Source organism: Sagittula sp. NFXS13, from assembly GCF_040148795.1.
Classification (GTDB): domain Bacteria; phylum Pseudomonadota; class Alphaproteobacteria; order Rhodobacterales; family Rhodobacteraceae; genus Sagittula; species Sagittula marina.
In genome coordinates this window covers 44,159-57,008 of the sequence record NZ_JAGEMH010000006.1, presented here as the reverse complement: position 1 = coordinate 57,008, position 12,850 = coordinate 44,159, and the positions used below count along the sequence as shown (strand labels likewise).

General features: G+C 63.9%; 13 protein-coding genes. 8 read left to right on the top strand and 5 right to left on the bottom strand.

Going from position 1 to position 12,850, the window contains the following annotated elements; translation table 11 throughout:
- Nucleotides 1–327 precede the first annotated feature (327 nt).
- Together J4E08_RS13625 and J4E08_RS13620 are read right to left on the bottom strand one after the other, a co-directional pair.
- Complete coding sequence (locus tag J4E08_RS13625; RefSeq protein ID WP_349538966.1) at nt 328–1,170, bottom strand: PaaX family transcriptional regulator C-terminal domain-containing protein; 843 nt, start codon at nt 1,168–1,170, stop codon at nt 328–330.
- The gene (locus tag J4E08_RS13620) at nt 1,163–2,254 is read right to left on the bottom strand and encodes a Zn-dependent alcohol dehydrogenase (RefSeq protein ID WP_349538965.1); all 1,092 of its coding nucleotides are present in this window, start codon (nt 2,252–2,254) and stop codon (nt 1,163–1,165) included. Before J4E08_RS13620 ends, J4E08_RS13625 begins: the two co-directional genes overlap by 8 nt.
- A gap of 185 nt (nt 2,255–2,439) precedes the next feature.
- On the opposite strand from J4E08_RS13620, the gene J4E08_RS13615 reads away from it, so the two are divergent.
- From J4E08_RS13615 to J4E08_RS13590, 6 genes are all read left to right on the top strand, one after another.
- Nucleotides 2,440–2,925, top strand: coding sequence for a MarR family winged helix-turn-helix transcriptional regulator (locus tag J4E08_RS13615; protein ID WP_349538964.1), 486 nt, complete (start codon nt 2,440–2,442; stop codon nt 2,923–2,925).
- A 131-nt stretch (nt 2,926–3,056) separates the two neighbouring features.
- On the top strand, nt 3,057–4,232 hold the full coding sequence (locus J4E08_RS13610) for a cytochrome P450 (RefSeq protein ID WP_349538962.1): 1,176 nt from the start codon (nt 3,057–3,059) through the stop codon (nt 4,230–4,232).
- 108 nt (nt 4,233–4,340) lie between these two features.
- Nucleotides 4,341–5,354: a TRAP transporter substrate-binding protein gene (locus J4E08_RS13605; protein WP_349538961.1), complete on the top strand. Its 1,014-nt coding sequence runs from the start codon at nt 4,341–4,343 to the stop codon at nt 5,352–5,354.
- Between the two features lie 57 nt (nt 5,355–5,411).
- Nucleotides 5,412–5,954, top strand: coding sequence for a TRAP transporter small permease (locus tag J4E08_RS13600; protein ID WP_349538960.1), 543 nt, complete (start codon nt 5,412–5,414; stop codon nt 5,952–5,954).
- Nucleotides 5,954–7,246, top strand: coding sequence for a TRAP transporter large permease (locus J4E08_RS13595; RefSeq protein WP_183968443.1), 1,293 nt, complete (start codon nt 5,954–5,956; stop codon nt 7,244–7,246). Before J4E08_RS13600 ends, J4E08_RS13595 begins: the two co-directional genes overlap by 1 nt.
- Complete coding sequence (locus J4E08_RS13590; protein WP_349538959.1) at nt 7,243–7,734, top strand: MarR family winged helix-turn-helix transcriptional regulator; 492 nt, start codon at nt 7,243–7,245, stop codon at nt 7,732–7,734. The genes J4E08_RS13595 and J4E08_RS13590 overlap by 4 nt, the downstream gene beginning before the upstream one ends.
- A gap of 12 nt (nt 7,735–7,746) precedes the next feature.
- Here the strand turns inward: J4E08_RS13590 and J4E08_RS13585 are convergent, their stop codons facing one another.
- Genes J4E08_RS13585 through J4E08_RS13575 form a run of 3 tightly spaced genes read right to left on the bottom strand, consistent with a single transcriptional unit; the run spans nt 7,747 to nt 11,171 of the window.
- Nucleotides 7,747–8,643 carry an SDR family NAD(P)-dependent oxidoreductase gene (locus J4E08_RS13585; RefSeq protein ID WP_349538958.1) on the bottom strand — a complete coding sequence of 299 codons (897 nt, stop codon included), beginning with the start codon at nt 8,641–8,643 and terminating at the stop codon, nt 7,747–7,749.
- Nucleotides 8,644–9,453 (bottom strand): enoyl-CoA hydratase/isomerase family protein, encoded by an 810-nt coding sequence (locus J4E08_RS13580; protein WP_349538956.1) that lies wholly within the window; start codon nt 9,451–9,453, stop codon nt 8,644–8,646.
- A complete protein-coding gene (locus tag J4E08_RS13575) occupies nt 9,450–11,171 on the bottom strand; it encodes an AMP-binding protein (RefSeq protein WP_349538955.1) in 1,722 nt (573 codons plus the stop codon). Before J4E08_RS13575 ends, J4E08_RS13580 begins: the two co-directional genes overlap by 4 nt.
- Nucleotides 11,172–11,633: 462 nt before the next feature.
- Here J4E08_RS13575 and J4E08_RS13570 point away from each other — a divergent pair, with 462 nt between their 5' ends.
- Nucleotides 11,634–12,023 carry an MbcA/ParS/Xre antitoxin family protein gene (locus tag J4E08_RS13570; protein ID WP_183968435.1) on the top strand — a complete coding sequence of 130 codons (390 nt, stop codon included), beginning with the start codon at nt 11,634–11,636 and terminating at the stop codon, nt 12,021–12,023.
- Entirely contained in the window at nt 12,020–12,721 is a 702-nt protein-coding gene (locus J4E08_RS13565) for an RES family NAD+ phosphorylase (protein WP_349538954.1), read from the top strand. Before J4E08_RS13570 ends, J4E08_RS13565 begins: the two co-directional genes overlap by 4 nt.
- The last annotated feature ends 129 nt before the right edge of the window (nt 12,722–12,850 follow it).

The following is a 12,850-nucleotide window of genomic DNA, read 5'->3' as shown; positions in this document are numbered from 1 at the left end:
CCGCCGGACGGTGCGTCAAACCGTGGGTCGTCCAATTCTGTTTGGCGGCTGACTGCCCGAGGCGCACAATGCTGCCGAAGTAAAAGCATGCAAATCACATCTAAATTGTCAGCTGACAACTTTTCGCTCTCCCGCCGCTTTTTGGACTGTCCAGCGCCGCTGGATTGGCGGTGCGGAGGCCACCGCAGAGGGACGACCGGGCGGCGCGTGTCTGTGCCAAATGGGTCCATCCGCCCCCCCCCCCAAAGCCGCTGAAACCCTTTCGCAAATTCACGTCGAAGTACGTGGCACATATGACTTGCTGTGGTCCGTGATGCTTCTTGGACCTCAGATGGGCGCCAGGCCGTCGAACCGTGCTTTGGTCTCCGCCGTTGTTGCGGGCAGCGGTCCGGCTTGGGTTTCAAAGAGTGCGGTGATCTGGCGGTCAGCGGCGGGGGACAAGTGCCGGTAGAGGCGCGAGAAAAGGGCGCGTGCCTCAGGCTCTGGCCAATCCTCGGGCAGGGCGTCACGCGGCAAGCGCGGATCGGCGAGGGCTGCGCTCCGATAGTCATCCACCAGCCTCAAACGGAGGGCCAGCGCGTCGCTCGGCGCCGGTGTCTCAGGCAGGGCGGCGAAGCGGTCGATCACGCTGCGATAGGCCTGTGCGACCTCGGCAAGTGGCCAGTGCCGGGCGGCGAGGGGCTTCATGTCGCCCGCCTGCGGTGTGCCAGACAGGATCACCACGCCCGGAATCGCAGGGGCGGTTGAGGGCGCGAGGGCTGCGCCCGTGCCGATCCGGACCCAAGGCGGATTTGGATCGTGCTCGGCCCCGAGCAGTGCGATCTGCCAATGCTCCGGCGCGGGCGGAGGGTCGAACAGCAGGCGAGAGGCGGCGCGGAACTCTGCCTGTGCGGTGTCGGTCAGGCGGTAATAGCTGCGTCGCCCCTGCCTGACCCCTTCGAGCCGCCCGGCGCTGACGAGGCGGGAGACCGCGGTGCGCACGAGGCTTTCGCTCAACCCATGCGCGGCGCAGGCGGTGATGAGCGACCCCATCCAGAGCGCCCCGCCCCGCGGCGCCACCACATCGCCATACAGCGTCACGATGAAATGCGGCGCGCGCGGCGGGGTGTCGATGCCAAGTGCCGCCAACGGCGAGACGGTCATGGCGTGACTGGAGGCGTCCTCAGCCATGGTCGAAGACGATGACGTTACGACGCGCGGTGCCGGACATGGTGTCGGCCATCGCCTCGTTGATCTGATCCAGCGACCACCGGCCAGAGATCAGCTCGTCCAGCTTCAAACGTCCCTGTTGATACATGTCGACGATCCACGGAATGTCGGTCTTGATCACCACATCGCCCATTTTGGTGCCAAGGATCGACTGCCCCGCGTCGGCCATCATGAACGGCGAATAGCTGGCGTTGGAGCCGAAGTGCGGCATCCCCACCATCACCACCTTGCCCCGGTTGGCGAGGTAGCGCGGCGCGAGATCGTAGACCGAGGCGACACCCACCGTGACCAGCACCGCATCCGCGCCGCGACCGCCAAGGAGCTTCTTCACCTCCCTGAAGGGTTTTCCCTCGCCAAGCACGCCGTGGGTGGCGCCGAACTGCTTGGCGGCTTCGAGCTTGTCGGCGTTGGTGTCGATGGCAACGATGCGGCGGGCCCCGGCGATGCGTGCGCCCTGGATCGCGTTAAGCCCTACGCCACCCGCGCCGATCACCACCACGTCCTGACCGGGGCGAATATCGGCGGTGTTGATCGCCGCGCCAAGGCCGGTGATGACCCCGCAGGAGATCAGCGCGGCGGCATCCTTGGGAATATCGTCGGGGATCTTTACCGCCTGGGATTGATCCACGACGACGCGTTCCGCGAAGGCCCCGGTAAAGAGCGCCTGCCAGATCTTTTCGCCGCTGGCGGTGGTGAGCGGGCCGTCAAAGGCATCGCCGGGGCTTTCGCACACGGTCGGGTGGCCCGCGCCACACGAGGGGCACTGGCCGCAGGCGCGGATCAGTGTGACCGCCACGGAATCGCCCTCGGCAAAGCCTTTGACACCGGGGCCGACCGCGACGACGGTGCCTGCGGCCTCGTGGCCAAAGACCGCCGGGACAGGCCCACCAAAGCCCCCCTGCCAGAGCGACACATCCGAATGGCACACCGCGACGGCGTCGATGCGGACATCGAGTTCACCCAGCTCCGGAGACCGCATGTCGATCTCTTCGATGATGAGCGGTTCACCATGGGCGTGGCAGACGGCGGCTTTGACCTTGGCCATGTGGGGTTCCTTTTGTGGCGCGGCGCAGGGGCGCATTCTATGGGGACAGTAGGGTTGGGTCGGTATCGGCGCAAACGCATTTCATGGCGGTCACGGGCTGCACGCCTGTTGCAATAAAAACATTTTACAAAGAAACAATATGCGGACATAGTTTTCGCAAAGACGTTGAGGGGGAGGATCGCACGATGGCCGATGCGCCGATCGTCAGCGATGCGGAGGCCGTGGCGCTTGGTGAGTTGGAGGACTCGCTGGGCTTTTTGTTGCGGGTGGCGCAGGTGCGCAGCTTCGAGCGGTTTTACGCGGCTTTTGACGAGTTGAAGCTGCGACCGGGCGAGTATTCGTTGCTGTGGCTGGTCAAGCTCAACCCCGGTGTCCGACAGGGGCATCTGGGCGATACGCTGCGGGTCAAACCTGCGCAAATGAGCAAGATGATCCGCCGTCTGGAGCAACAGGGGCGGCTGCGGCGTGTCATCCCGGATGGCAACCGTCGATCCGTGTTGTTGCATCTGACCGACGCGGGCGAGGCCTTTATCACGGCGCATCATGCGGCGTTCTTTGGCCACGACGATTATCACCAGCACGACCTGACCCGGGAGGAAGAGCAGCAGCTTGCGGCGCTGCTTCGAAAATACAGCGGCATTCGCAAAAGCGGGCAGGGGCCTGCGGCCTGACGCTGTGGCGGTCCGTGGGCGTAAGGCCAGGGACGGCTGAACCGCAATCGGCGCGGGCTTTGTGCCGTGACATGTAAGGAGACAGCCCCGACGAGCCCGGCTCGCGGTGGCCTGAGAGGGGGAAACGACCAGTGCCTCAAGCACCTATTGATACAGACATCACCATTCATCAGCTGACCGACGATCCATATCCGATCTACAAACGGCTGCGCGCGGAAAGCCCGGTCATCAGGGTGGAGGCGGTCAAGCGGACCTTTTTGACCAAGGCCGAGGATTGCCGCGCGGTGAAGGACAACCCGGAGCTGTTCAGCTCCAACGATCCATCCACGCCGATGGAGAAGGCCTTCGAGGCGCACACGCTGATGCGCAAGGACGGTGAAGAGCATATGCGCGAGCGCATGGCGATGACGCCGACGTTTTCGGCGCGCAATCTGAAGGGCATCTGGTCGCTCGCCTACGAGACGCACGCGCATGCCTATCTCGACAGGCTGCCGCGCGACGAGGCGGTGGACCTGTTTCCGACGCTGGCGGGGCCTTTGTCGGCGCGTATCCTGGCCGATGTTCTGGGCATTCCGGACGCCACCGACGATCAGATGCAGCACTGGTCGCAGGCGCTGATCGACGGGGCCGGGAATTTTGGCTGGTTCGACGAGCCGTTCGATCGTGTGGCCAAGGCCAACGTCGAAATGAACGAATGCATCGCGCGCAATGCCGAGCGGCTGCGCGCCGATCCCGATCAGTCTGCGCTGTCTGTCATGGTGAATGCCGACGACCCGATTGCCTGGAGTCAGATCGTGTCGAACCTGAAGATCGCCATCGGTGGCGGCATCAACGAGCCGCGCGATGCCATGCTGACGATTCTCTATGGGTTGTTGCAGAACCCCGACCAGCTGGACGCTCTCAAGGAGAGTGGAAAATGGACCGACGCGTTCGAGGAAGGGGTGCGTTGGGTCGCGCCGATCCAGGCGAGTTCTCGGCTTGTGATGGAGGATACGGAAATTCGCGGTCTTTCCATTCCGAAGGGCGAGGTGGTCATGACCATCCAGGCCTCTGCCAACCATGACGAGGATCGGTTCGAGGCCCCGGAGCAGTTCAACGCCTTCCGTGAGCGCAACATCCACCAGAGCTTTGGCAGCGGGCCGCATCACTGCATGGGCACCCATATGGCGCGCCTGATGGTCGGCAAGATCCTGCTGCCGCTGATCTTTGAACGCTTCCCCGACATGAAGCTGGTGGCGCCGGAAACCGTGGTCTGGAAGGGCTTTGGGTTCCGCGGGCCGCTGAATCTGCCGGTGCAATTGAACTGACGCCGCTCACGTGCGCGTGGGACGGTAAAGAAAGTGTTTGAGTTGTGGATATTGTTTGATATCCATCAAATAGAAGTCGGCGGGGAGGCCGGCTCACAGGGAGGAATCATGAAAAATCTTGTTGCGCTTGGCGCATTGCTTTCGGTTGTCACCGCGATCCCCGCTCAGGCGCAGGAGGTGACGTTGCGCCTGTCCCATTGGGTGCCGCCAACCATCGCCCCGGCGTCGCGTGGGATCAACCCGTGGGCTGAATCCGTGCAGGAGGCCTCTGACGGGCGGATCGCCATCCAGATCTTTCCGGCACAGCAAATGGGCAAGGCGCCCGACCACTACGATATGGCCGCGCAGGGCATCGTGGACATCGCCTATGTGAACCCCGGCTACACCGCAGGGCGCTTTCCGATCTTTTCGCTGACCGAAATCCCCTTCATGACGGACGACAGCGTCGGTGCGTCGAAGGCCATCCACAACTGGTACAGCGAGAATGGTGGACTGGAGGAGATGAGCGACGTCAAACTTTGCTTCGTTCATCCCCACGCCCCCGGTGCCTTGCACAGCAAGGAGACGATCACCAAACCCGAGGACATCGCGGGTAAGAACATTCGCCCGGCGCACGCCACGATGGCGCGGTTCGTGTCGATGCTCGGCGGTGGTCCGGTGCAGGTGCCCGCACCCGAAGCACGCGAGGCGCTGTCCAAGGGCACGGCAGAGGCCGTGACCTTTCCGTGGGGCGCGATGTATGACTTCAACCTGACGGAAGAGGTGCCCGTTCACCTGGATATGCCGTTCTACCTGTCCTCTCAGGTCATGGTGATGAACAAGAACAGCTATGACCGCCTGTCCGACGAGAACAAGGTGGTGATCGACGAGCATTGCAGCCCCGAATGGTCGGGGAAAGTGGCTCAGGGCTGGGCCGATGCGGATATGGAAGCGCGCGATCAACTGATGGCGGACGGCCAGACCTTCAACACGCCCACCGAGGAAGAGGTTGCCGCATGGCGTGAGGCGGCGATGCCGCTGATCGACGAGTGGAAAGAGACGGTCACGGCTAGAGGCGGTGACGCGGATGCCATTCTGGACGCCTACAAGGCTGCGCTCGAAGCGAACGACGCCGCCTATTGAGACTGACACAGAAGGCGTGCGGCCCTCCGTCGCGCGCCTTTTTTCTGCGGAGTCCCCATGACGATTGAATCCCCGAATTTGCGCCCGATTGATCGGGTGGTCCAGTTTGTCGAGCGTATCGCGGGCATCACGCTGGGCCTTGTGACGCTGCTGGTGGTGGCCTCTGCCATCGGGCGGTATGGTTTTGCACGGCCCTTGCCGGATGCCTTCGATTTGTCGCGCCTGATCCTTGGCGTGGCGATTGCCTGGGGGCTGGCCTCTGTCGGATGGCACGGCACCCACATCAAGGTCGACCTTCTGGCACAGGCCGTTGGCCCCAAGGCGCGCCGCTGGATCAACGTGTTTGCCTGGCTGGTGCTGCTGGCCTTCACCATCGCGCTGACGTGGAAGATCGGCAACCGGGTCGAGGCGGCCATGGGCGGCGGCGACACCACGATGGATCTGCGCCTGCCGCATTGGCCGTTCTTTGCGGCGATCTGGCTGGGGCTGGTGGCGGCGGTGTTCACCACGGCGCTGCGCCTGTGGCGCGTGCTGCGCGACGGTGTGGATCTGGGGGAATTTGACGGCATCGACGAAAGCCTGCTTGAGGATCAAAAATAATGACCAACGGATTTATCGCCTCTGGCGGGTTCGTCGTGCTGTTTGCGCTGATGGCCCTGAGGGTGCCCATCGGCATCGCCATGGGGATCGTCGGCGTGGGCGGCTTTGCCATGGTGGTGCACCCGGTGCCCGCGATGAACCTGCTGTCGCAATCGCCGATCTCGTCGATCACCGACTTTAACCTGACGCTGATCCCGTTCTTTATCCTGATGGGGGTGCTGGCGACGAATTCGGGGATGTCGGCAGAGCTGTTTCGTGCCGGGCGCGCGTGGCTTGGCGGGTTCAAAGGCGGGCTTGGCCTTGCCTCTGTCGGGGCCTGCGGCGGCTTTGCGGCGATCTGCGGGTCGTCCGTGGCCACCGCTGCCACCATGACCAAGATCGCCTATCCGGAAATGAAGAAAGCCGGCTACCCCGACGCCGCCGCCACGGGCATCATTGCGGCGGGCGGCACGCTGGGCATCCTGATCCCGCCCTCTGTGGTGCTGGCGATCTATGGCTTCATCACCGAGACGGACATCGGCATGTTGTTCATCGCCGGTGTGGTGCCGGGCATCCTTGCGGTGCTGATGTACATGCTGACCGTGCGCGTCTGGTACGGGCGGCATCTGCCCCCGGCGGACAAGTTCAGCCTGTCCGAAGGGTTGGCCGCGCTGCGCGGGGTCTGGGCCGTGGGCCTGCTGTTCATCGCCGTGATCCTGTCGATCTACTTTGGCGTCGTCACCGCGACCGAGGCCGCAGCCGTTGGGGCGCTGCTGACGGCGGTGATCGGAATGCTGCGCGGACGGCTGACGTGGTCCACCCTGCTTGACAGTCTGGTGGAGGCGCTGCGGACATCGGTTGCGATTTACACCGTACTGATCGGCGCGACGCTGTTTGGCTATTTCCTGGCCGTGACGCAGGTCCCGCAGGAGATCACCACCTTCTTGACCGAACTGGGGGCCGGACGCTACGGCACGCTGGCGCTGATCTTGCTGTTGTTCTTTGTCATGGGCTGTTTCCTCGACGCGATGGCGATGATCATCCTCATGGTGCCCATCGTGTTCCCGGTCATCACGGCACTGGGATTCGATCCGGTGTGGTTCGGAATCATCGTTGTCATGACGGTTGAGCTGGGGCTGATTACGCCACCCGTGGGCATGAACGTCTATGTCATCAACTCCATCGCGCATCGCGTGTCGCTGGTCACCATCTTCCGGGGGGTGCTGCCCTTCGTGACCATCGACGTGCTGCGGTTGATCCTGTTGATCGCCTTTCCGGCGCTCGTTCTGGCCCTGCCGGGAAGCATGGAATGACGTCAGACGACCACATCATGCGAGATGTGGCTGACATGCAGGAGCCTGACGCGCTGTCAGGCTCCGTTTCCTATCGAATCCGTCTGTTGCAGATTGCCGCGTACAAATCCTTTGAGCAGAAGGTCAGCGGTTTTGGCGCCGCGCCGCGCTACTTTGGCCTGCTGAAGCTGGTGCAGGCCAATCCCGGCATCCCGCAGACCCGGCTGGCGGAGGCGATCTTTCTCGATCGGTCCAGCCTTGTGCCGATCATCGAGACGCTCACCCGCGAAGGCTGGGTGGAGCGCAAGCGATCTGCGCAGGACAAGCGCGTGCGGCGGGTCTTTCTGACCGACGACGGGGCGGAGCGTCTGGTCGCGCTGGAGCATTGTGTTGCGGAGCATGAGGCCACGATCACCGCTGGTCTGACCAAGCGGCAAAAGGCCAGCCTTTTGAGCCTGCTCGACCATGTGGCGGGCAACCTGCGGCGGACGCATGACGAGGGCGCCTGAGCGCCCCCTTGATCACAGATCCATCGTGATCCCAAAGGGTTGCAGCGCATCGCGGGTCAGATCCGGCCACGCCTCTGCGATGCTGTCCGGGGTCCAGCCGCCGGAGCGGGTCTGTACGCGATGCTCCGACGGATGCGACCAAAGCGCCAGACGGTCGCCGCCGATCCCGATGCATTGTCCGGTGGTGGCGCGCCCGGCCTGCGAGGCGAGGTAGACCACGAGCGGCGCGATGTCCTCCGGCAGGCCGATGCCCAGATCGGCACGCAGCTTTTCGGGCAGCGGCTCGCCCCGTTCCATCGCCTGCACATAAGGGGCCAGCGGCGGGATGGTTTCGGTCATGCGGGTCAGCGCGGTGGGGATGATGGCGTTCACGGCGACCTCTGCGCGCTGCAGCTCGGCGGCCCAGGTGCGGGTCATCCCCGCGATGCCGGCCTTTGCAGCGGCATAAGCGGTCTGGCCGAAGTTGCCCAATTGCCCGGCGGGAGAGCCGACAAGCACCAAGGCGCCCCCGTGCCCTGCCTCGCGGAAGTGGCGGGCGGCGGCGCGACCACATTGGAACGTGCCGCGCAGGTGCGTGCGGATCACCAGGTCAAAGGCGTCGTCCTCGGTCTTCCACAAGACACTGTCTCGCAGCACGCCGGCGTTGGCCACCAGAACGTCGAGGCGACCGAAGTTGTCCAGCGCTGCCGCGATGCAGGTTTCTGCCGCCCCCTCGGTGCCGATTTCGGCGGCGACGGCGACGGCCTTTCCCCCGGCTTGGGTGATCTCATCCACCACGTCCTGCGCGGGTGCGGCATCAAGGTCGTTCACCACGACGCTGGCCCCGGCCTGTGCCAGATGTTGTGCGATGCTGCGGCCAATGCCGCGCCCCGCGCCTGTGACCAATGCCACCTGTCCGTTGAGGTCCATTTACTGTCCTTTGTACTGCGGGGCGCGCTTTTCCATGAAGGCGCGCGGCCCTTCGCGGGCGTCCTCGGTGGCCATGACACGGGCCTTGGCCGCGTCTTCGAGGGCAAAGCCGTCCTCAAGCGGGCGGCCCATGGCGGCCTGTACCGTGGCCTTGATCTGCTGGACGGAAACGGGGGCATGGCTGGCGATGCGGTCGGCCAGCTCGCGGGCGCTTGTCATCAGATCCTCGGCGGCGACGATGCGGTTGATCAGCCCGTGCCGCAGGGCAGTGTCCGCATCCATCGGCACGTTGGCCAGCATGATTTCCATCGCCGCCGTATAGGGGATCTGGCGCGGAAGGCGGGCGAGCGCCCCGGCAAAGGGGATCACGCCGCGCGCTGCTTCGGGCAGGGCAAAGACTGCGTCCGGCACGGCAAGGCGAATGTCGGTGGACAACAGCACCTCCATCCCGCCGGCCATGCACGGGCCGTTGACTGCGGCAATGATCGGCTTGTTCATGGCGGTGCCGCGCGCCGCGATGCAGTCATTGATGCGCGGGTCATCCAGAAAGCGGTGGTCGAATTCGGTCTGAGGCGCGCGGTCGCCAGACAGGAGCGGCAGGGTCAGCGCCAGATCCCCACCGGAGCAGAACGCCTTGTCCCCGGCACCGGTCAGGATCGCGACGCGGATGGCGTCATCGCTTGCGATTTCGTCCAGCGCATCGGCAAAGCGGCAGACGGTTTCCGGGCACATCGCGTTGCGCCGCTCTGGCCGGTTGAAGGTCAGGATGGCGGTGGCGCCGTCGCGCTCGAACAGGAAGGGCGCGCTCATCGTGGCACCGGCTGCACGTCACCGGAGGCGATGCCCTTGGTGGCCTGATCGCGGAGGGCGAATTTCTGCACCTTGCCGTTGGCGGTCAGCGGCAAAGCGTCGATCCCGATGATATATTTCGGCATCTTGTGGCGGGCCATGTGCTCTTTGCAATGGGTCTGAAGCTCTTTCGGGTCCACCGACGCGCCGGGGGCGGGCACCACGTAGGCGCAGATTTCCTCGCCCAGATCGGGGTCTGGAACGGCGATCACCTGTGCTTCGGACACGGTGTCGTGCTTGAGCAGGCAGTCCTCGATCTCCACCGGAAAGACGTTTTCGCCGCCGCGGATGATCATGTCCTTCAGGCGGCCCACGATGCGCAGGTGCCCGCTGGCGGACAGTTCGGCAAGGTCGCCCGAATGCAGCCAGCCGTCGGCATCAATGGTTTCTGCCGTCTTGTCGTCCATGTCGAAATAGCCCGCCATGGTGAGATAGCCGCGAATACAAAGCTCGCCGCTGTCCCCCCAGGCGCAGACCTCCCCCGTTTCGGGCGAGACGATGCGGATTTCGGTGTGGGGCAGGGGGGTGCCGGCGGTGGTCAGCCGGGTTTCCAGATCGTCGGCATTGCTGGTCTGGGTGATGATCGGGCTGCATTCGGTCATGCCCATGATGATCATCGGTGCGCCGCCGGTGAGGTCCTGCATCATGCGCATCAGGCTGGGTGGAATGCTGGTGCCGCCGGTGAAGGTCGTGCGCAATGTCCGGATGTCGAATTGATCGATGTCCGGATGTTCGATCATCCGCGTCATCATGGTGGGCACGGCGTTGATGATCGTGGGGCGATGGTGGTGCCAAAGTTCCAGCATCCGGCGCGGATCAAAGCTGTCCATCGTCACGAGTTTCCCGCCACTGACCAGCACGGACATGACGTTGCAGACGCAGCCCGCCGTGTGGAAAAACGGCATCGCCGAGATCAGCGTGTCGTCCGGGCCAAAGCCGCCGCGATCCGCCATCAGCCGCGCGTTGTTCAGCGTGGACCGGTGGGTCAGCATGGCGCCCTTGGGCTTTCCGGTGGTGCCGGAGGTGTATTGGATTTGCGAGATGTCGTTTGGGGCCACCTGTGCCTGACGCGCGGCAAGGTCGGCGTCGGAGGTGTCGCCGGCGGCGCTGTCCAATGCGTCGAACGGCAGGGCAAAGCCGGGGGCGTCCTCGCCCACGCCGATCAGCAGGCGCAGGTCCGGCAAGTCCTTGGGCGCTGTTCGCTTGCCCCCTTTGAGGTCGGCCAGATCCGGCATCAGCTCTTGCAGGCTGGCGGTGATGTCGTTGGAGCGCATCCGGGGGACGAAGATCATTGCCGCCACGCGCCCTTGCGTCAGGATATAGGCGACTTCATCGCGCAAAAGCGCCGGGTTCACCGTGACCAGAACCGCGCCGATCTTGGCCAGGGCATATTCCAGCAGGACCCATTCGGCGCAGTTGTAGGCCATGACGGCCACACGGTCGCCGGCGCGGATGCCATGGGTCATCAGGCCGCGCGCCACGCGGTCGGCGTGGTGCTTCAACTCGGCGTAGGTCCAGCTGGTGGAGCGCGTGCCCGCGCCTTCGTCCACCACGATCGCCGGGCTGTCCGGCATGGCTTTGGCCTGTTGGTCGAGCATGTCGCCCAGCGTTATGTCGAGCAGCGCGGGGCCGGAGCCATCCGGCCGCCACCACGCCATGCGGGTGTCGTCAATCGTCATGCCTGTCTCCTCCTCCGGGCGCGGCGTCGATCAGACGGCCCCCTCTCCTGGGTGCAGTATCGGCGGCAATAATGTTTGACGTCAATCATTATTTTCCGGTGTGAGTCGTGGTCGGATCAGCGGGGTCGGCGCTGTTTGTCGGGCGCTGATCCGGCGACGGAGCGCGGCGGAAGATGGGCTCCGAGGCTTTGAACAGTGTCGGTGCTTGCGGGGCGACAGGTGATGAGCCTTTCATTTGTGCATAGCCTTCTCCAAGTGCGAATTCACTTCGGTCATTGCAGCGGAGGGATTGTTTCCTTGGCCGTTGAACATATTGACTGGGCATTGTGGATGGTCATCGAGATTGGTCGGGGGCGCTGGTGACGACGCATGGACCTGATCCGGTCCATCAATTGCAAGGGTCATGTGGTCTTTACTTGGGGTGCATATGGCCTATATTGATGGATACGCAGGAGAGCCGTCATGCAAGTTGTCGCAAAAAAACGAGAGCCTCGACAGATCAATGCCGTTGCGCTGAAGGCCTATGCACGGGTTGTCGACGCTTGGGCCTTGAGCCTGAAGGATGCGGCTGGACTTGCGGATATGTCCGAAAGCACCTGGAAACGTGCCAAGAAGCCTGACTTTGCCGGCGAACTGACCAAGGATCAGCTGCTGCGTCTCAGCGCGGTGATCGGCATTTACAAATCTCTTGAGCTTTATTTCTCCGACACACTGGCACGGACCTGGGTCACGCGGCCAAACGAGGGGCCGTTGTTCGGCGGGCAGCGTCCGGTCGAGACCGCGATCGAAGGGGGGCTGCCCCAGATACTGGCGATACGGACCTATCTTGATGCGCTGCGTGGTGGCGCGTGAAACAAACCGAGATTTCGGACCGTGGTTTGACGCGATTGCTGCCTGCGACATATCACAAGCCGCCGACGCTGCGCGGCCTCGTCGACAGCGACGACGAACTGGACATTCTCGCCGAGATCGAGGGCATGACCAGCGGGCGTCTTTTGGCGGAACGCGGCCGCAATCCACATATCGATCCGCGTGAATTGTCCTGGCAGCGTCGCAGTCGGGATCTGCGGATCTATGGGGAAAGCCATGTGAATGCTGCGTTTAGCTACACGCGGACGGGCGGAAATCGGTTCAATGGTGACGAGCGTGGCGCCTGGTATTGCGCCTGGGACGTCATGGTTTCCGTCAGCGAGGTCGCATTCCACCGGACGCGAGAGCTGGGCTACACGGGCTGCTTCGTGGATCGCGTCCGCTATGTGGAGCTGCTGGCCGATTTCATCGGGATGTTTGACGACATCACCGATGAACCGGCGCATCCGGCGCTCAACGAGGTTCCCGAAATCGGGTATCCGGAGGGGCAGAGCCTCGCCCAGCATCTTCGGCGGGGCGGCTCGCGTGGGCTGATCTACCCATCGGTCAGGGCGCCTGCGCCCGGCGGGAATTGTTTGGTGTGCTTCGAGCCGCGCGCCATCCAGAACGTGCGCCCCGGCGCGTCCTGGGATCTCGTTTGGGACGGAACGCCTGAATACTCGATCACGGCAGTTGGCTGAGGTCTGGTGTCTGCGCTATCCGTCGAGGTGTGACGGTCAGGAGGCCGCCTGTTCATTCGGGAGCGTCCGTGCGCGGTCGTTGGGCGGTCAGGCTGATCGGTTTCAATCGTCTGGGTGCGGGGTGGGGTC

Excerpts from the sequence above, each read along its gene's own strand:
- J4E08_RS13625 (WP_349538966.1), bottom strand. The coding sequence starts at position 1,170 with ATGGCTGAGGACGCCTCCAGTCACGCCATGACCGTCTCGCCGTTGGCG.
- J4E08_RS13620 (WP_349538965.1), bottom strand. The coding sequence starts at position 2,254 with ATGGCCAAGGTCAAAGCCGCCGTCTGCCACGCCCATGGTGAACCGCTC.
- J4E08_RS13615 (WP_349538964.1), top strand. The coding sequence starts at position 2,440 with ATGGCCGATGCGCCGATCGTCAGCGATGCGGAGGCCGTGGCGCTTGGT.
- J4E08_RS13605 (WP_349538961.1), top strand. The coding sequence starts at position 4,341 with ATGAAAAATCTTGTTGCGCTTGGCGCATTGCTTTCGGTTGTCACCGCG.
- J4E08_RS13600 (WP_349538960.1), top strand. The coding sequence starts at position 5,412 with ATGACGATTGAATCCCCGAATTTGCGCCCGATTGATCGGGTGGTCCAG.
- J4E08_RS13595 (WP_183968443.1), top strand. The coding sequence starts at position 5,954 with ATGACCAACGGATTTATCGCCTCTGGCGGGTTCGTCGTGCTGTTTGCG.
- J4E08_RS13590 (WP_349538959.1), top strand. The coding sequence starts at position 7,243 with ATGACGTCAGACGACCACATCATGCGAGATGTGGCTGACATGCAGGAG.
- J4E08_RS13585 (WP_349538958.1), bottom strand. The coding sequence starts at position 8,643 with ATGGACCTCAACGGACAGGTGGCATTGGTCACAGGCGCGGGGCGCGGC.
- J4E08_RS13580 (WP_349538956.1), bottom strand. The coding sequence starts at position 9,453 with ATGAGCGCGCCCTTCCTGTTCGAGCGCGACGGCGCCACCGCCATCCTG.
- J4E08_RS13575 (WP_349538955.1), bottom strand. The coding sequence starts at position 11,171 with ATGACGATTGACGACACCCGCATGGCGTGGTGGCGGCCGGATGGCTCC.
- J4E08_RS13570 (WP_183968435.1), top strand. The coding sequence starts at position 11,634 with ATGCAAGTTGTCGCAAAAAAACGAGAGCCTCGACAGATCAATGCCGTT.